Genomic DNA, 17,570 nt, shown 5'->3' on the forward strand with positions numbered 1-17,570 from the left:
TAATAGCTCTTAGCCCGCCGGGAGCGACCGTTTTCGACCCTATCGATACATCCCGATGGATTGTGATTATCTCGTTCAGATCCTTACAGCTCGCGTTTACGACGTGGCCCAAGAAACCCCCCTGGAGCCGGCTTTTAACCTCTCCCGCCGCCTGAACAACCCGGTCTGGCTGAAACGGGAAGACATGCAGCCGGTTTTCTCCTTCAAGCTGCGCGGGGCTTACAACAAGATGGCCCACTTGCCCCCGGAGCAACTGGCGCAAGGGGTGATCGCGGCCTCCGCAGGCAACCACGCCCAAGGAGTGGCCCTGGCAGCACAGCGGCTGGGCACTCGGGCCATCATCGTCATGCCCGTCACCACCCCTCAAGTGAAGGTGGATGCCGTGCGGGCGCGGGGCGCAGAAGTGGTCTTGTACGGAGATACCTTTGACGATGCCTACGCTCACGCGCGGCAACTGGAAGCCGAGAAAGGTTTGACCTTCATCCATCCATTCGACGATCCCCTGGTGATCGCCGGCCAGGGTACCATCGGCATGGAAATCCTGCGCCAGTACCAACAGCCCATCCACGCCATCTTCGTCGCTGTTGGCGGGGGCGGCCTGATCGCGGGCATTGCCGCCTACGTTAAGCGCTTGCGCCCCGAAATCAAGATCATCGGTGTAGAACCGGTGGACTCCGATGCCATGTACCGGTCTCTCCAGGCAGGCCGGCGGGTGCGCCTATCCCAAGTAGGTCTGTTTGCCGATGGAGTGGCAGTGCGGGAAGTGGGGGAAGAGACCTTCCGCCTCTGTCAGCAGTACGTGGACGAGATCCTCCTGGTGACTACCGACGACACCTGTGCCGCCATCAAGGATGTCTTTGAAGATACCCGCTCCATTTTGGAGCCTGCCGGAGCTCTGGCCATTGCCGGCCTCAAAGCCTATGTGAGCCGCACCGGCATCCAAGGACAGACTTTGCTGGCGGTCGCTTGTGGGGCGAACATGAACTTCGACCGCCTGCGCTTTGTGGCCGAACGGGCCGAAATCGGCGAACAGCGGGAAGCCATTTTTGCCGTCACCATTCCGGAACGACGCGGCAGCCTGCGCCGGTTCTGTGCCCACATTGGCCAGCGCAACCTCACCGAGTTTAACTACCGCATCGCCGACGAGCAAGAAGCCCATATCTTTGTCGGGCTGCAGGTGCGGGATCGGGCCGATGCCCAAGCGGTGGCTCTGGATCTGGAGCGGGCCGGCTTCAAGACCTTGGATCTCACCGACGATGAGCTGGCCAAGTTGCACCTGCGCCACATGGTGGGCGGGCGCTCTCTGCTGGCGGAAAATGAGCTGCTCTACCGCTTCGAGTTCCCCGAACGGCCCGGAGCTTTGCTGAAGTTCTTGTCTTGCATGAGCCCCAATTGGAACATCAGCCTGTTTCACTACCGCAACAACGGCGCCGACTACGGTCGCGTTCTCATCGGCATGCAGGTGCCCACCTGCGAAATGCCCGAGTGGCAGCGTTTTCTGGATACGTTGAGCTATCGCTACTGGGACGAGAGCCACAACCCCGCCTACAAGTTGTTCCTCGCCTAGTCGGCCTTTGTCGGGAAGCTCAGGGTGCCGGGCATCCACAAAGTCGTAAACAAAACTTTACAATCCTATGCAAAACGAGCTAAACTAGGTAAGGAAGAAACAAGGAGAACCCTATGAGCCGATATCGCTCCGTCGTTGTTGAAGAAGGCGGCCGCCTAAACAATTATGCTATCGAGCCGGAAATGTATGTGGACACCACTCCGCGGGTGGGCTTTACCGAGTATGCAGAGCGACTGAACGGGCGTTTGGCGATGATCGGCTTTGTTGCCCTGATCCTGTTTGAATCTCTGTCCGGCTCTACCCTGATCGGCTGGTTACAATCCCTAGGGCAGTAGGGCAGGAGAGCTATTCTTTGCCTGAACAAGCCCCTTGCTAGTTGAGTCTAGCGCTGAGCTGGCCTAGCAACCCTGGCCCCTGGCCAGGGTCTTTTTTTCTACTTGCAGGCGAGATCTCTGAGGTTGCAGTCATTGTCAAATAGCAATGAAACGTTTCTCTACGTCGTTATTGTTCCGCAACGCTGTCGCGCAGGTACCGCTCTAACTCCCCTCTCCCTCTGGGAGAGGGGCTGGGGGTGAGGGTGCCTCTGGGAGAGGGGCTGGGGGTGGTCGCGTGAGCGGCGCGGAGCGCTTGGGCTGGCGGCAAAGTGTCTTAATCTTGTTTAAAACGACTATAAAGGCTGGGCATTTCCCAGTGCAGCTCGACGTGGGTATGGCCTTCTGGGGTCTGGGTGCGGTGCCAGGATCCCTTGGGTAGATAGCGGGCGATGGTATTCATGGCCTTGCTGCCGTAGCCGCCACCAGGGCTGGGAGCGTATTCAACGCCGTCATTGACTACCGATAGGCAACAATGTCGCTCCGTTTGTGCCAGCGACACCCTGACGAAAGAAGCACTGCCTTTGGGGGGCTGTACGTGGGCGATGACATTGCCGATGGCCTCGCGCAAAAAACGCAAGATGTCCTCCCGTTGGTCGAACCACTCGCTGGTGTTGGGCTCCTGCAGAGGTTGCAGGTGGCGCTCTACGGACAAGGTCAGGCTGCCCGTCTGAATCAGCTCGTCCAGATAGGTGTCGATGCCCCGGTGCAAGCCTTCCCGCAAGCTGGGGGAGATATGCAGCTTGGTGGCCAGGGTGCGCACGTCGTTGAGCTGCTCGCGAATGCCCCGCCCGATCCTCTCCAGTTGTTCCAGCAGGCGATCGTAGATGGCGGGGTCAGAGTCTTTCCCCTGCTGCTGTTGCCATTGCAGGCTCTCCAGGTCGTCCATCACCACCTTCAGCTCCTGCAGCTCGCGATCGTGAATGTCGGTGGCTACTCGGTAGAGCAGCTTGCGGGCCTGGTCGACGGCGGCCTCCTGTTCGGCTCGGCGCAAGCGCTCCAATTCTTGTTGTTGAGCCAAAAGCCGCTCCTGGTTCTCCACAATGACCAGAGTGAGCAGCAGGCTCACCCCTGTTAACCCACTGGCCAAGGCCGGCAAAACGAAAGGCCAAACCCAACGCCACAGCAGAAACTGGGCCACAGCCCACCCTTCGTAAACGGCCAGCCCCACCAGGGGCCGCAGGAGAAACCCCTGTTGTTGCCAGTCCCAATGGTTCAGTCGCAGGGAGGGGCGATAAAGTACCAAGAGCAGTCCCGTCCCTGCTCCCAGCAGCAAGACCACCCCGCCTGCCAGCCCTGACGGCAGGGAGTGGTACACGTCTCCGGTGAGCAGGCTGGACAAGATTTGCGCCTGCAGCTCCACTGCCGCAATCTGGGATCCATCCGCCGTTCGCACCGGGAAGGTCTCTGGGTAGCCGCCCACAAAGCCCACCAGGACAATTTTGTCCCGCAATTGGTCGGCAACTTTGGGGTTGAGGGGAGGGATCCCTTCCTGGCCGCGGCAGGCTTGGCCGGGGCTGAGCGTCGGGGAGCCGGATCCCGTCTGGGGGATCACCGGCGGACAGATCTGCTCGATGGGAATGATGGGGATGCTGTGCTGGGATCCGAGGGGGTTGAATTGAACTGGCTGCAAACCCCGCTGGCGAAACCAGCGGCTGGCCCGCTCCGGGTCGTACTTGGCAAAAGCCAGCGCTTCCACAGAGGCAAACATCTGCTCCTCTTGGCTGTCGCGGCGCAGGTAGAGCCCTCGCAACTGGGCCTGGCGCAGGATCCCGGCCCCATCGACTTGGTATTGCACCACCCCTTGCACGTGCTCTGGCGGCACCAAATACTCCAGTCGCAAGGACGAAAAGGGCAAGAAGTGGTTGTAGATGTTGATCTCGGCCCGGCCAAAGCTCTCGCTGCTGCGGGTGGCCAAAACCAAGCGATCCGGGTAGCGCTGCACCACCTGCCGCAAGGGGGCATCCAGGTTTTCGTTGCCCAGGTTTTGGGGCACCACAAAGCTGCTGGGCAGGTTCAGCACCACCACCCTGGCCTCGGCCTCTTCCAGCAGGCGCAAGGTCAGGCCGGCGTAGTTCGCCCGTTCCAGGAGAAAGTCAACATTGTGCTGGCCATCACCATTTTCTCCCTGCCCATCGATGCGGCCATCGATGCCGACGATCACCACTTTTGGAGAAGGTTGCTGAGGGCCGCGGTGGGCGTAGAGCCATTCCTGGGAGTCGCTCTCCAGCCGCAGCAACAACGGATGCTGGGCAGAAAGGTTGAGCAGGGTGGCCCACCCCAAGCCCCAAGCCAAGGCCCAACCCAGCCTCCGCCGCGAGGGCGACGGCCGAGCTTGAGAAACAGGATCTTGAGCCGTGAGAAAGTCAGGAGCGAACGGCACTGCAGACGCGAGCAAGCAAGAGGGAGCTTTCTCTGCCATTCTGGCTGTCGAGGGGATCCCAGTTGCTGGGGGGAAACCGCAGCTTCAGGGGTGATGGTTGCGCACCCGCGCGGCTTCCTCAGGGCTGATGCCAAGACGGGTGAGGTTGATGCGGCCTTTGTGATCGATGCTGCGCACCTTGACCACCACCTCATCCTCCACAGCAACCTCATCTTCTACCCGGGTGACGCGGTACTCCGCCAGTTGCGAAATGTGGATCATGCCTTCTTTGCCCGGCAAGAACTCCACAAAGGCGCCGATGGGGATGATGCGGGTCACCTTGCCCAGGTACACCTGCCCCTCTTCCACCCGCCGCACCAGGTTTTCGATCATCGCCCGCGCCGCTTCCGCCTGGCTGCCCACCGAGGAGGACACGGTGATCGTGCCATCGTCGCTGATGTCCACCTTGGCACCTGTCGCTTCCGTGATGCCGCGCACCGTCTTGCCACCAGGGCCGATGATCTTGCCGATATCCTCGGGATCCACCTTGAACGTGAGCAGACGGGGGGCTGTTTTGGCCAACTGGGGTCGAGGGGCAGGGATGACCTCCAGCATCTTGTCGAGGATAAACTCCCGCCCGGCCTTGGCCTGCTGGATGGCTTTCTCCACCACATCCACGGTGATGCCGGTGATTTTCATGTCCATCTGCAAAGCGGTGATCCCGGCCCGTGTGCCGGCCACCTTGAAGTCCATGTCGCCCAGAAAGTCCTCGATGCCCTGGATGTCGGTGAGGATGCGCACCTCATCCCCCTCCTTGATCAGGCCCATGGCTACCCCGCTGACTGGCGCTTTGATCGGCACCCCCGCGTCCATCAGGGACAGAGTAGAGCCGCAGACGGATCCCATTGAGGTAGAGCCGTTGGAAGAAAGCACCTCCGACACCACCCGCACCACATAGGGAAACTCCTCTTCCCTGGGCAGCACCGGCACCAAGGCCCGCTCGGCCAGCGCCCCATGGCCGATCTCCCGTCGTCCCGGCGAGCGCGAGGGCCGCGTTTCCCCCACCGAAAAGCCCGGAAAATTGTAGTGGTGCATATAGCGCTTTTCATCCACCGGGTGCAAGTCGTCCAGCTCCTGGGCATCGCCGGGAGTGCCGAGGGTGGTGATGGAAAGGACTTGGGTGAGGCCGCGGTTGAACAGAGCGCTGCCGTGCACCCGCGGGATCAAACCCACCCGGCAAGAGACCGGTCGCACCTCGTCCAGCTTGCGCCCATCCACCCGCACCCCCTCCCGCAGGATCTGCTGGCGCATCAGCTTCTTGGTGAGGGCCTTAAACTGATTGTCCAATTCTTTGGGGTTTTCCAGCAGATAAAGCCGCAAGGGATCCCCCTCTGGCCGCGCTTGGATTTGGGCCTCTAGCTTAGCCTTGATCGCCTCCAGTTGCTGCTCGCGGCTGGTCTTGTCCAGGAACTGCCTGAGGATAGAGCGAATGCCCTCCTGAGCCTGCTCTGCCACAAAGGCAACCAGCTCCTCATTGACAGGGGGAGGGGGCAGCTCTACAGGAGTGATGTTGAGATCTGCGAAGACTTGCTGTTGGGCCTTGAGCAGCTCTTGAATGGCCTCAAAACCAAACTCGATGGCCTCCACTATGTCCTTCTCCGGCAGTTGGTTGGCCCCCGCTTCCACCATGATCACGCCATCGGCACAGCCGGCCACCACCAGATCCAGGTCGCCGGCCTCAATTTCGGCATAGGTGGGGTTAAGGATAAATTCATCCTTGACCAAGCCCACCCGCACTGCCGCCACCGGTCCGTTGAAGGGGATGCGAGCGCCGTGAATCGCCAACGAGGCTCCCAAAATGCAGAGCACATCGGGCGGCACTGCATCGTCCACCGAGAGGGTGGTGGCCACCACCTGCACGTCGTCCCGCAGCCATTCCGGGAACAACGGACGAATGGGTCGGTCTATGAGACGAGAGATCAGAGTGGCCCGTTCCGGTGGCCGACCTTCCCGCCGCAAGTATCCCCCCGGGATCCGTCCGGCGGCGTAGAGGCGCTCTTCATAATCGACCAACAGGGGCATGAAATCGACACCAGGCCGCCCCGCCTGCCGGGTGGCTGTGACCAGAATCGAAGTTTCGCCCGAAGTCAGCCAGACCCCACACCCTGCCTGGGGAGCCATCAGCCCGATATTGATGTCAATTTCCCGCCCGTAAAAGGAAATCGACCGAGTGTATTCTGCCATGTAACGCTTCGCCTTCTTTTTTTCTTGACGTTATCGTAGCATTCTCCCTTTATTCTTCCTGTTCAGCCCCTGCTGACCGGCGGTATCAATACGACTTCATCTTCTGCCGATAGGGGGGTGTCGGCGGCTACAAAATCGAGGCTGAGAGCGAAAAAATTGCCCGTCTTGCAGCAGGGGTAAAACTGTTCTTCTGGCTCTGGTCGGGGAGCTGCGGTAAGGCTAGGGTAGGCCAGATGCTCGCTTGCCGCCAACCCAACGGGTTCCCGTGCTGATGCTAGAGCCGCTGACGCCTGCCCAAATCAGGGCCTACCTGGAGCGCATTGGCTACGTCGGCCCCACCCAGCCCACCCCGCAAACCCTACGCCAAATCCACCTGGCCCACCTGCTGCGGGTGCCGTTTGAAAATCTGGATATTCACTGGGGTCGCCCCATTCGCCTGGAGCGGGATTTCTTGTTCCAAAAAATCGTCCGCGAGCGGCGGGGCGGCTTTTGCTTTGAACTGAACAGCCTGCTGGCCGCTGCTCTGCAGGGGATGGGGTTTTCGGTCCATCTGCTCTCGGGACAGGTGAGCCGGGCCGTTCACGCTACTCGGACTGATGGCTGCTTTGGCCCCGAATGCGACCATCTGGCCCTGCAGGTGAGCTGCGGCGATGAAACATGGCTGGCAGATGTGGGCTATGGAGATGCCTTTCGGGAGCCGTTGCGGTTGGGGGATCCCAGCATCCAAGCCCAGGCGGAAGGGCGCTACCGCCTCACCCCCTGGCCCGCAGCTCCCGCACGCTACTGGCTGGTTCAACAGGAACGACCGGATCGCACCTGGAAAACCCTCTTCCTGCTGGATCGGATCCCGCGCCAACTGCAGGAGTTCGAGCCCATGTGCCGCTTCCACCAAACGTCGCCGGCATCCAGGTTTACCCGCCTGCGCCTGTGCAGCCTGGCCACCCCCAGCGGACGGATCACCCTCACCGCCCGCGCCGATGGCTCCCTCTTTAAATGGATCGAGACCACCCCAGAAGGCCGCCGGGAACGCCCCCTCAAGGACGAGAAAGAATACGAACACCTGCTGGCTTGCGCCTTCGGGATCCGCCTGCCGCCGGGGATCCCAGGAGAAAAATTGCAAGACCCAAGCCAACCGGCATTCCAACAGAGACCACCCCAATCTCCCCCCAGCAGGGTCAGAACCCCTGCCAACTAATGTCAGAATAAAGGTTGGCAATGTTTCGTTATCCCAGTAACCGTTATGGATGCTGCCGCGGTCGCTGCATTTGATGGCCAAGCCCTCGATCACGTGCTCATTTTCGACACCACCCTGCGCGACGGGGAGCAGTGCCCCGGCGCCACCCTCAACACCGAAGAAAAGCTGGCCATTGCCCGGCAACTGGCCCGGCTGGGAGTGGACATCATCGAAGCGGGGTTTGCCTATGCCAGCCCTGGCGATTTCGAGGCGGTGCAGAAGGTGGCCGAACAGGTGGGCACCCCCGATGGCCCTGTGATTTGCAGCCTGGCCCGCGCCCTCAAGCCGGATATTGAGGCAGCCGCCGAAGCCCTCAAGCCTGCCGCCAAGCCGCGCATTCACACCTTCATCTCCACCTCCGACATTCACCTCAAGTACCAGTTGCGCAAGACCCGCGCCGAAGTGCTGCAAATTGCCGAAGAGATGGTGGCTTATGCCAAGTCCTTCGTGGAGGATGTGGAGTTTTCCATGATGGACGCCACCCGCTCCGATCCGGAGTTTCTGTACCAGGTGATCGAGGCAGCCATTCGGGCGGGAGCCAAAACCATCAACATCCCCGACACCGTCGGCTACGTCATGCCGGAGGAGTTCGGCCAACTGATCAAGGGCATCCGCGAGAACGTGCCCAACATCAAGCAAGCGATCCTTTCTGTGCACGGGCACGACGACTTGGGCGTCTCGGTGGCCAACTTCCTGGAAGCGATTAAGCAAGGCGCACGTCAGGTGGAAGTGACGGTCAACGGCATTGGCGAGCGGGCCGGCAACACGGCGCTGGAAGAATTGGTGATGGCCCTGCACGTGCGGCGCAGCTACTTCAACCCCTACTTCGGCCTGCCCGTAGACTCCGAGAAGCCCCTCACCCACATCAAAACGCAGGAGATCTACCGCACCTCCCGTCTGGTCTCCAACCTCACCGGCCTGCTGGTGCAGCCCAACAAGGCCATCGTCGGCTCCAACGCCTTTGCCCACGAATCGGGCATCCACCAGGACGGCATGCTCAAAAACCGCCAGACCTACGAGATCATGGACGCCCAGACCATCGGCCTGCAATCGAGCACCTTGGTGTTGGGCAAGCACTCGGGCCGTAATGCCTTCCGCACTCGCTTGAAAGAACTGGGGTTCGAGCTGTCGGAGCAGGATTTGAACAAAGCCTTCTTGCGCTTCAAAGAGCTGGCCGACAAGAAAAAAGAAATCTCCGATCTGGATCTGGAAGCAATTGTTAACGACGAAACTCGCTCGGTGCCCGAACTCTACCGTCTAGAGCATGTGCAAGTGGTGTGCGGCAACCGCGAGGCTCCCACCGCCACGGTGCGCCTGATCACTCCTGAGGGGGAAGAGCGGGTAGATGCGGCCGTAGGCACAGGCCCGGTGGATGCGGTGTACAAGGCCATCAACCGCATTGTCAACATCCCCAACAGGCTGATCGAGTTTTCCGTCCAATCGGTTACCGCCGGCATCGACGCCATCGGGGAAGTGACCATCCGCCTGCGCCACGAAGACCGCATCTTCTCCGGCCATGCCGCCAACACCGACATCATTGTCGCTTCGGCCCAAGCCTACATGAATGCCCTCAATAAGCTCTACTTTGCCCTGCACGCGGCGCGCTCTACCCCTGAACAGCGGGAGGCCGCTACTCAAAAAATCTGATGGGAGGGTGGCAATCCCGTATCCAGCCAAGCGGTTTGCGCGGCGAGACGGGATCCTTTATAGCCATCCAAGCAACTCAACACTGTTATGGGCTGGCCAAAGGGATCCCATCCGCAAACACCCGCCCGATCACTTCCTCGATGGGCGGATCTGTTATTGTTAGATCCAACACCTCCAGCTCCGCCAACAACTGGGCCACCGTCTGGGTAAGCTGCTCCCGCTGCACCCACAGCCGCGCCTCGCAGCCGTCGGGATCCCCCTCGCTGCGCACCTCCCCATAACGCTGCAGTTGGGCAACAGAGCAAGGACGGGCCAATTCCAACTTGACTTCTCGGTAGGGGGCAAAGCGCTCCAGCAGCGCCTCCAGGTCACCATCGTAGATGAGCCGCCCCGCGTTGATGACCAACACCCGTTGGCACAGCGCGGTGATATCGGCCATATAATGGCTGGTCAACAATACCGTCGCCCCGTAGCGGCGGTTGTAATCCCGCAAAAATTGCCGCACACTGACCTGGGCGTTGACATCCAACCCCAAGGTGGGCTCATCCAAAAACAAGATCTGCGGGCGGTGCACCAGGGCCGCCAACAGCTCCGCCTTCATCCGCTCCCCTAGGGAAAGCTTGCGCACCGGCTGCTTCAGCTTGCCTGCCAAGTTGAGCAGCTCCGCCAGCTCCCCCACCCGTTCGCGAAACTCCTTCTCCGGGATCTCGTAAACGGCGGCGTTAATCCGCAGAGAGTCTATCGCCGGCAGATCCCAGATGAGCTGCTGCTTCTGCCCCATCACCAGGGTGATCTGCCGCAAAAAAGATGGCTCGCGCCGGTAGGGCACGTGGCCGACCACCTGCAGCGTGCCCCCAGAAGGATAGATCAAGCCGGTCAACATCTTGAGGGTGGTGGTCTTGCCTGCTCCGTTCGGCCCCAAGAACCCCACCACCTCCCCCGGCTGAACCTGAAAGCTGATGGACTGCACTGCCGGGATGTAGCGGTAGGTGCGGCGAAAGAAGTGGCGCAGGGTGCCCACCACTCCCGGCTCCTTGATGGCCACCGGGTAAACCTTGCTCAGGTTGTAAGCAGCGATGATCGGTTCCAGCCGGGCCGGCACATGAGGCAACATCTATCCCTCCCATGAAACAACCAGATCCGCCACCCCAGCCCCAAGGGCACATCTTTTGGAGCTGGGCATACCGGATCTGGAGAGGGCTATTCTCAGTATCTGAGGGAAAGAAACAAAGGGATAGGGAAACTACAGCAGTCCTACGTCCATCCCAGGCTTGCCCGTGGCCAGCTCTACCTTCAGGATACGGCCACCCGATTTCTGGATGCGCTGCTGCTCCCGAAACCAGTTTTCGTAGGGCACCAGCTTTGTGAAGTAGGTGTTTTGCAGCTCCCGCTGGGTGCGAATCCGGGTTTGGCTGGGCACACAGGCCGTGATCTTAAACATGCGCATGATATGGGATCCCCGCTCAACAACGAAATGGGCCGTCTTGACCAGCAAAACAGGCGACCTACCTCAGAAAGCTCGCGTACCCCCATCAGCACACCAGATCCCTGCGGCAAGTCGCCCGTCGTGCTCGTTGGACAATGAACCTTACGCCGAAGCAATGGCGCTGGTAGCTAGCTCAGACCAGAGCAGATGTAATCGAAATACACACCCATTTCCTTGCCGGCATCAGCACCCACCAGAGCGGCTGTTACCTCTTTCATGGCTTGGATGGCCTGGATGGTGGCCCCAATGGGCACTCCCAGCGAATTGTAGGTCTCCTTGAGCCCGTTCAGCACCCGCTCATCGAGAATGGAGGGATCCCCGGCCAGCATGGCGTAGGTGGCGTAGCGCAGGTAGTAGTCCATGTCGCGAATGCAAGCGGCATAGCGACGGGTGGTGTACATGTTGCCACCGGGACGGGTGAGATCAGAGTACAGCAAGGCCTTGGCAGCCGCATCCTTGACGATGGTGGAGGCATTGGCCGCGATGGTGGCAGCCGCCCGCACCCGCAACTCGCCCGTGGCGAAGAAAGCTTTCAGCTTCTCCATGGCCGAGTTGTCCAGATACTTGCCTTGGACATCGTAGCTGTTGATCACAGCGGTAATCGCGTCTTGCATGATGAGCTTCCTATCAAGTCGGTGAACAGCAAACGGTTGTGCAGCAAAAACAATGAGGGACTAGCTCATTGCCCCCACCACAAAGTCGAAGTAGTAGCCGGCTTCAGCCGCATCGTCGGGAGAGAGCAGACCCATGGCCACCTGCTTCATTTGACGAATGCTCTCGGCCACCGCCGGAATGGGTGTGCCCAAAGAGTTGTACATCTCGCGGACACCCACCAGACCGATCTCTTCGATGGGGGTGACGTCGCCGGCAATGACACCGTAGGTGATCAGGCGCAGGTAGTAGTCCATATCCCGCAGGCAAGTCGCCGTCATCTCCTCTCCGTAAGCATTGCCACCTGGGGAGACGATGTCAGGGCGCTTCTGGAAGAGTTGGTCGGCAGCTTGTTTGACGATGCGCTCACGAGACTCGGTTAAGACTTGAGCAATGCGCAACCGCTTCTCACCCGAGGCAACAAAGGACTTGATTCGATCCAGTTCCCCCGGGCTGAGGTAGCGGGCCTCCGCGTCCGCGTTCACAATCGATTTCGTAACAACACTCATGGATATCCATCCTCAAGTCGATTTTTTAAAGAGTATGACGAGCATACCCGCAAGCTATTTTCCGATATGCTTGCCGTCTACCATCTCAGATCTTCACACTTCTTAAAGTCTCTCCCAGAAAAGGGACGGTCTCATGCCCACCCCAACAGGAGAGTGCTCTCCCCCAAGTCCGGCAAGAGAGGGGTTACAATCGAGGGTGAAAGTTAAGTCGCCAGGGGATCCCTGCAGGCTTGCTTTAGGACATGCGTTGAGGTTGCGATGACGGATGCCTCTGGGTCAGAACGATTGAAGCGAGCGAAAGGTTCTCAGGATCCTTCTGAGGCTGCTCCCTCATCTCTGCCGGATCACCTGATCCGGGCCACGGCGGCGGAGGGCAAGATTCGGGTGGTGGGCTTGGTGTCTACCCAGGCGGTGCAAGAGGCCCGGGAGCGGCACAAGCTTTCCTATGTGGCGACGGTGGCCCTGGGGCGGGCCATGAACGCAGCCCTGTTGCTGGCGGCCAACCTAAAGCGACGCCAGGCGCGGATTAACCTGCAACTGAAAGGGAATGGCCCCTTGGGCAACATCTGGGTGGATGCCGGCTTGGACGGCACGGTACGCGGCTATGTGAGCAACCCGGCCATCGAGCTTCCCCTCACCCCTGAGAGCAAGTTGGATGTGGGCCAAGCTGTTGGGCGCTATGGCTACCTCCATGTGCTGCGGGACTTGGGGTACGGCCAGCCTTACACCAGCGCGGTGGAGCTGGTTTCGGGAGAGGTGGGAGACGATATCAGCTACTACCTCTCCTCCTCAGAGCAGATCCCTTCGGCAGTCCTTTTGGGGGTCAACCTCGATTCGCAGCGGGTGCGGGCTGCCGGTGGAGTGTTGTTGCAACTGATGCCAGGGGCGCCGGCCAGCCTGATCCCGGAAATGGAGGCCCGTTTGGCCAAGGTGGAGGAATTTAGCCCGATGCTGGCTTGTGGTGGCGGTTTGCGGGAGCTGTTGCAAATTTGCTTGGGCGACTTGGATCTCAAGATCGCGCCGGAAATGCGCGCCATCCGCTTCTATTGCAAGTGCAATTCCGACCGGGTGAAGGGGGCGCTGCGCATGTTGGGGCGGGACGAGCTCATCGACATGATCCGTACCGACAAGGGAGCAGAGGCGGTTTGCCAGTTCTGCAACGAGGTCTACCGCATCTCGGAGGATGAGCTGCGCTCAATTGTGGCGGAGATGTCGGCAAACCCATAGCACCCCGTGATGGCAGAATAATCGCCAGGTACGGGATCCCTGCTCTTCTATGTCCTCTGAGACTGCTGCCCCTGAGCTCTCGGTTGTCATCCCCTGCAAAAATGAGGCGGAGAACCTGGATCACCTGTTCGAGCGCCTGCGCCTAACCTTGGATCCATTGGGGATCCCCTACGAGATCATCTGTGTCAACGACGGCAGCCAGGACGACACGCTGGAAAAGCTTATTGCCTTCCATCGCCAGGATCCCCGCATCAAGGTGGTGAACCTCTCCCGCTGTTTTGGCAAGGAAATTGCCCTTACCGCCGGCTTGGACTACGCTGCGGGCAGAGCCGTTGTCCCCATCGACGCCGACCTGCAGGATCCCCCAGAGCTGATCCCGGAAATGCTGCAGCAGTGGCGGCAGGGCTACCAGGTGGTGTGTGCCGTGCGCCGCAGCCGCCAAGGGGAAAGCTGGCTAAAACGCTTCACCGCCAACGGGTTTTATTGGGTCATTGACCAGCTCAGCCAGGTGCGGATCCCGCGCAATACAGGAGATTTTCGGCTGTTGGATCGGCAGGTGGTAGACGCCATCAAGCAACTGCGGGAGCGCACTCGCTTTATGAAAGGGATCTTTGCCTGGGTAGGCTACCGGCAGGTGGCCATTTTTTACGACCGTGCCCCCCGTTTTCGCGGCAAAACCCAGTGGAACTACTGGCGGCTGTGGAACCTAGCCATAGAAGGCATCACCTCTTTTAGCTCTTGGCCCTTGCGGGTGTGGAGCTATCTGGGCTTGGCGATCTCGCTGGCGGCTCTGCTGTATGGCCTTTTCCTCGTCATTCGTACTTTGCTGTTTGGCTCCGACGTGCCCGGCTACGCCTCTTTGGCGGTGATGACCTTGTTTTTGGGCGGGATCCAGTTGATTAGCCTGGGCGTGATTGGAGAGTATCTGGGCCGCATTTTTGAAGAAGTGAAAGGCCGGCCACTCTACCTAGTCCAAGGCACCTTTGGGTTCGAGACCCTGCAGCCTTCCCCTGCTCCAGAATCAGATCCAATGTCCACTCCTATTTGAGGGTTTTGCGTCCCGAAGCGGCATATTCTCGGTACTCGCGCACAAAGATCTCCTGCATCTGGGCCTGGGAAAGCTGGATCCCTTGGATTTCGGCGCGGGCGATGGCCTTCATCAGCTCGATATAGGCCAGGCCAAGGGAAAGGGTCAGGGTAGCCGCTGTGGTGGACTGGATGATGCCGCCTGCCAGGGATCCCACGCCGGGGATCAACTTCAGCAGGTTTGAGACAATGGCCCGCCCAGTGACTACTGCGCCCCCAATTCCCGCCAAAGCCGCCATCAAAGAGTAGTAAAAAGAAGGGGAGGCTTTATAGCCAAAGATAAAGCTGATATTGGCAATCATGCCCACTTGTGCTGCTGCCAGTAGAGGGGCATCGGCAAAAGGAAGAGGTGCGGCGCCGATGAACGCTGCGCTGGCCACATAGCCCGATACATACTTAAAAGCAGCATCGGCCTTGAGATCCACCCGCAGCAATTGCTGGCGGATAAAGGCAAGGCGGGCTACCTCTGGCAGCAGCTCCGAGGTGCAGCCGATTAGGTGCTCTAGCCCGTGGGCGGGGATGGTGAGGTGTCGGTTAATAGCCTTGTCCTTAGCCAAAAGAGGAACAATGTAGCGAACAGGGAGATTTTGGCGCTGCAAGTACTGAAAAAACTCGCTCTCTTCGGGATTGGGATATTCCAGGCATTGGGTCAAGACTAAGATGACCGGCACATCTTTGAGTTCCAAATCCTTTAGCCACTTGCGCTCGGTTTCCTCCAGCCGCTTCAGCTCGTGGTGGATGCAATACCAAACAATGTGAATGTGATGTTCGGGATCCTTGAGGCGCAGCTCGTCGATCAGTTGGGACACCTCGAGGCGGATCTGGATATTCTGGTCTCCCGCCAATTCCATGCCAGGTGTATCGTAGATGGTGATTGGGCAGCCTTGCTTGGAATATTGGCGAATGTGGCGGGTAACAGGGCTGCCAACACCAGTGCGGGCCAGCTCATCTTTAAACACCGCGTTGACCAAGGTGCTTTTGCCCACCCCACTTTTGCCAATCACCAGGACATTACAGTGGCCCATTTCTGCCTCTGCTTCCAGCAGGCTCTCTTTGAACAGGTGGCTGGCCCAATCCCAAGGTTCCTGCGGTTTCCCCCCAGCCCGCGCAACTGTTTGATGGGTTAGGCGAATCAGTTTTTCTATCCAGGAGTGGCTTTCTGGCTCCGTTTGCGACATGCTCCATCTCCAGGTACGGGATCAACTGGGCTAACGCTCCCAGTCCAGTGTAAATCGGGAAGATGCGGCTACTCTCTGACCAGCCCACCGGTTCTGCTGCAACAAGCACTTTGTTGAGAGCTATTCACAAGAACTGTTGAGTTAGACTATGCTGGGGTGAGGATAGCCCCAAGAAACCCTGGATCTGTCCACTCGAGTAGGCTGGACAATTAGCTCTCTTACTTCGGAGAACCTTGCCCTATGTCTGAAACCTCAACCTTGCGCCAGTCCTTCAACAGCGTGCGCAACAACCCTGTCTCCCTCGGCCTGGAGGTGACCCAGCCGATCTGCGAGGGGATGAACGCCCTTCTGGCCAGCTTCCAAGGGCTGTACTTGCAGTACCAGAAGCATCACTTCGTAGTAGAGGGCACCGAGTTCTACCCGCTACACCAATTGTTCAAGGATCACTACGAGCAGGTGAGGGAACATGTCCACGACCTGGGAGAACGCCTCGAAGGTCTGGGGGGTGTGCCGGTAGCCACCTTCAGCACCTTGGCCCGCCTCTGCTGCTTTACCCCTGAGCCGGATGGCGCTTTTGAGGCGCGGCAAATGTTGCAAAATGACCTGGCGGCAGAGCAGGCCATCATCGATTTGCTGCGGCGCCAAGCCGCCCAAGCGGAAAGCCTAGGGGATCGCGCCACCCGCTACCTCTACGAGCAGATTCTGCTCAAGACGGAAGACCGGGCCTTCCACCTCAACCACTTCCTGGCCAACGACAGCCTAGTGTTTGGCTTGATGGACGGCAGAGCCTAGTCAGGATCTGGGGCAGGTTCGCCGGCCAGGTGGCCTGTCCTTAAACCTGAGGGCTTATTTTTGTAAGCATTTGTTGAAAATTCATATCATTACTGCCCGATTGGGTTTAGATTTATTTGCCGAGGTTTTGCTCCTAGCCATGAACCCTGTATCTTTTGAGGGCAGCTATTGTTTGCAGATCCCCTTAGGGGAACGCTGGCGCATTGGGCGGCGGCTGCTGGAGTTGGGGATCCCGGCAGTTTGTACGGGAGATGGCCATTTGCAGGTGCAGGTGGACACGCCTCTGGCCCTGTTGCAGGTGCGCAGCGTGATCCGCCAATACACAGCGCGGCGGCAGGAGTTATTGGACAGCCTAGAGACGTGTTGGCAGCTCAACACCGAGCCTGGGGGACAAGATGAGCAAGTTGGCTAAGCAAAGGATCCCGTTCGAGTCAGAAGGTCAGTTCCTGGGATTTCTTCCCGATAAGGATGGCAAGCTCAAGTACTTGCGCTGGCAGGCCGGAGCGGAAGTGTTTGCCGGCAAGATCCCCAAGCCGCTGCGCTCTGAGCTCTACCGCAGCCTCAAACCTGGAGATAGGGTGCAGATTGCGGGGGAGCGGGAAGTGGATCTGCTCAAGGGGCGGGAGAAATGGGTGCTCTGCCACGTGGTTCCTGTCCAGGCTTCCCCGGTAGCAGCCATGTCTTCCCCGAAGGCCGCTCCCGGATCGGAGGAAGCGAGGAAAGGGGTCGTCTTGGTCTGTCAGAAGTCTGATTGCTGTCGGCGGGGGGCGATGGCGGTGATACAGGCTCTGCAGGCACACTTGGCAGCCTACCCGGAGACCATTCGGGTGCAGGGAGTGGGCTGCATGAAGGACTGCAAACGGGGGCCGAACGTGGTGTTCCTGCCCGACAAGGCTCGCTACAGCGGCGTTTCTCCGCAAGGGATCCCGGCTTTGTTGGAGCGGCATTTTCCGATTGCTTCGTTGCAGGTACAGCAGGTTGAGACGGCGGCTTCCTCCTGACGCTCATGCTGATCCCCCCACGGGCGAGCGGATTTCCCTTGACTTTTCGCATGAACTACCCCACCGCGCAGGCGGGTGGGGTTTCCCCATCCGCTTTACGGTGAGATTTTTGTCTCTTCCTCTGCCCCAGTTGCTCCGTGGATCCCGTGTACCGGGTCTCTGAAGTAGAGCTGAAGCATCCAAGACTCACGAGGCTGGTTCCCAGCCCCGGTTGC

Annotated in this window: 16 protein-coding genes; 9 read left to right on the forward strand and 7 right to left on the reverse strand. The window is 59.6% G+C overall.

Annotation, left to right across the window (positions count from 1 at the left end; translation table 11 throughout):
* Positions 1–55: 55 nt before the first annotated feature.
* Both ilvA and NW862_RS06580 read left to right on the forward strand, forming a co-directional pair.
* Entirely contained in the window at positions 56–1,567 is a 1,512-nt protein-coding gene (gene ilvA, locus NW862_RS06575; protein WP_414334923.1) for a threonine ammonia-lyase, biosynthetic, read from the forward strand.
* Between the two features lie 113 nt (positions 1,568–1,680).
* Positions 1,681–1,902 carry a high light inducible protein gene (locus NW862_RS06580; RefSeq protein ID WP_414334922.1) on the forward strand — a complete coding sequence of 74 codons (222 nt, stop codon included), beginning with the start codon at positions 1,681–1,683 and terminating at the stop codon, positions 1,900–1,902.
* Between the two features lie 313 nt (positions 1,903–2,215).
* On the opposite strand, the gene NW862_RS06585 is transcribed toward NW862_RS06580, so the two are convergent.
* The gene (locus NW862_RS06585) at positions 2,216–4,234 is read right to left on the reverse strand and encodes a CHASE2 domain-containing protein (RefSeq protein WP_414335143.1); all 2,019 of its coding nucleotides are present in this window, start codon (positions 4,232–4,234) and stop codon (positions 2,216–2,218) included.
* A 171-nt stretch (positions 4,235–4,405) separates the two neighbouring features.
* Positions 4,406–6,544, reverse strand: a complete 2,139-nt coding sequence (locus tag NW862_RS06590) for a polyribonucleotide nucleotidyltransferase (RefSeq protein WP_414335142.1) — start codon at positions 6,542–6,544, stop codon at positions 4,406–4,408.
* Between the two features lie 271 nt (positions 6,545–6,815).
* Between NW862_RS06590 and NW862_RS06595 the strand changes: the two genes are divergently transcribed.
* Both NW862_RS06595 and NW862_RS06600 read left to right on the forward strand, forming a co-directional pair.
* Positions 6,816–7,739 carry an arylamine N-acetyltransferase family protein gene (locus tag NW862_RS06595; RefSeq protein WP_414349040.1) on the forward strand — a complete coding sequence of 308 codons (924 nt, stop codon included), beginning with the start codon at positions 6,816–6,818 and terminating at the stop codon, positions 7,737–7,739.
* Positions 7,740–7,784: 45 nt separating this feature from the next.
* Positions 7,785–9,425 carry a 2-isopropylmalate synthase gene (locus NW862_RS06600; RefSeq protein ID WP_414335140.1) on the forward strand — a complete coding sequence of 547 codons (1,641 nt, stop codon included), beginning with the start codon at positions 7,785–7,787 and terminating at the stop codon, positions 9,423–9,425.
* Positions 9,426–9,510: 85 nt separating this feature from the next.
* Here the strand turns inward: NW862_RS06600 and NW862_RS06605 are convergent, their stop codons facing one another.
* The 4 genes from NW862_RS06605 to NW862_RS06620 form a co-directional block, all read right to left on the reverse strand.
* Positions 9,511–10,539, reverse strand: coding sequence for an ABC transporter ATP-binding protein (locus NW862_RS06605; protein WP_414335139.1), 1,029 nt, complete (start codon positions 10,537–10,539; stop codon positions 9,511–9,513).
* A 129-nt stretch (positions 10,540–10,668) separates the two neighbouring features.
* Complete coding sequence (locus NW862_RS06610) at positions 10,669–10,872, reverse strand: phycobilisome linker polypeptide (RefSeq protein WP_011433055.1); 204 nt, start codon at positions 10,870–10,872, stop codon at positions 10,669–10,671.
* Positions 10,873–11,039: 167 nt separating this feature from the next.
* Positions 11,040–11,525: an allophycocyanin subunit beta gene (gene apcB, locus NW862_RS06615; RefSeq protein ID WP_414335138.1), complete on the reverse strand. Its 486-nt coding sequence runs from the start codon at positions 11,523–11,525 to the stop codon at positions 11,040–11,042.
* A 60-nt stretch (positions 11,526–11,585) separates the two neighbouring features.
* Complete coding sequence (locus NW862_RS06620) at positions 11,586–12,071, reverse strand: allophycocyanin (RefSeq protein ID WP_414331342.1); 486 nt, start codon at positions 12,069–12,071, stop codon at positions 11,586–11,588.
* Positions 12,072–12,407: 336 nt separating this feature from the next.
* On the opposite strand from NW862_RS06620, the gene hslO reads away from it, so the two are divergent.
* Both hslO and NW862_RS06630 read left to right on the forward strand, forming a co-directional pair.
* The gene (hslO, locus tag NW862_RS06625) at positions 12,408–13,298 is read left to right on the forward strand and encodes an Hsp33 family molecular chaperone HslO (RefSeq protein WP_414335144.1); all 891 of its coding nucleotides are present in this window, start codon (positions 12,408–12,410) and stop codon (positions 13,296–13,298) included.
* A 49-nt stretch (positions 13,299–13,347) separates the two neighbouring features.
* The gene (locus NW862_RS06630; RefSeq protein ID WP_414335137.1) at positions 13,348–14,346 is read left to right on the forward strand and encodes a glycosyltransferase family 2 protein; all 999 of its coding nucleotides are present in this window, start codon (positions 13,348–13,350) and stop codon (positions 14,344–14,346) included.
* Here the strand turns inward: NW862_RS06630 and NW862_RS06635 are convergent.
* Positions 14,339–15,562 (reverse strand): YcjF family protein, encoded by a 1,224-nt coding sequence (locus NW862_RS06635; protein WP_414427033.1) that lies wholly within the window; start codon positions 15,560–15,562, stop codon positions 14,339–14,341. The genes NW862_RS06630 and NW862_RS06635 overlap by 8 nt on opposite strands.
* A 240-nt stretch (positions 15,563–15,802) precedes the next feature.
* Here NW862_RS06635 and NW862_RS06640 point away from each other — a divergent pair, with 240 nt between their 5' ends.
* From NW862_RS06640 to NW862_RS06650, 3 genes are all read left to right on the forward strand, one after another.
* On the forward strand, positions 15,803–16,354 hold the full coding sequence (locus tag NW862_RS06640) for a Dps family protein (protein WP_414427034.1): 552 nt from the start codon (positions 15,803–15,805) through the stop codon (positions 16,352–16,354).
* A gap of 139 nt (positions 16,355–16,493) precedes the next feature.
* Positions 16,494–16,766 carry an Asr1405/Asl0597 family protein gene (locus tag NW862_RS06645; RefSeq protein WP_414338703.1) on the forward strand — a complete coding sequence of 91 codons (273 nt, stop codon included), beginning with the start codon at positions 16,494–16,496 and terminating at the stop codon, positions 16,764–16,766.
* On the forward strand, positions 16,750–17,355 hold the full coding sequence (locus NW862_RS06650) for a (2Fe-2S) ferredoxin domain-containing protein (protein ID WP_414427035.1): 606 nt from the start codon (positions 16,750–16,752) through the stop codon (positions 17,353–17,355). The genes NW862_RS06645 and NW862_RS06650 overlap by 17 nt, the downstream gene beginning before the upstream one ends.
* Positions 17,356–17,570: the final 215 nt, after the last annotated feature.

This window comes from Synechococcus sp. H55.8 (genome assembly GCF_047462375.1).
Lineage (GTDB): Bacteria > Cyanobacteriota > Cyanobacteriia > Thermostichales > Thermostichaceae > Thermostichus.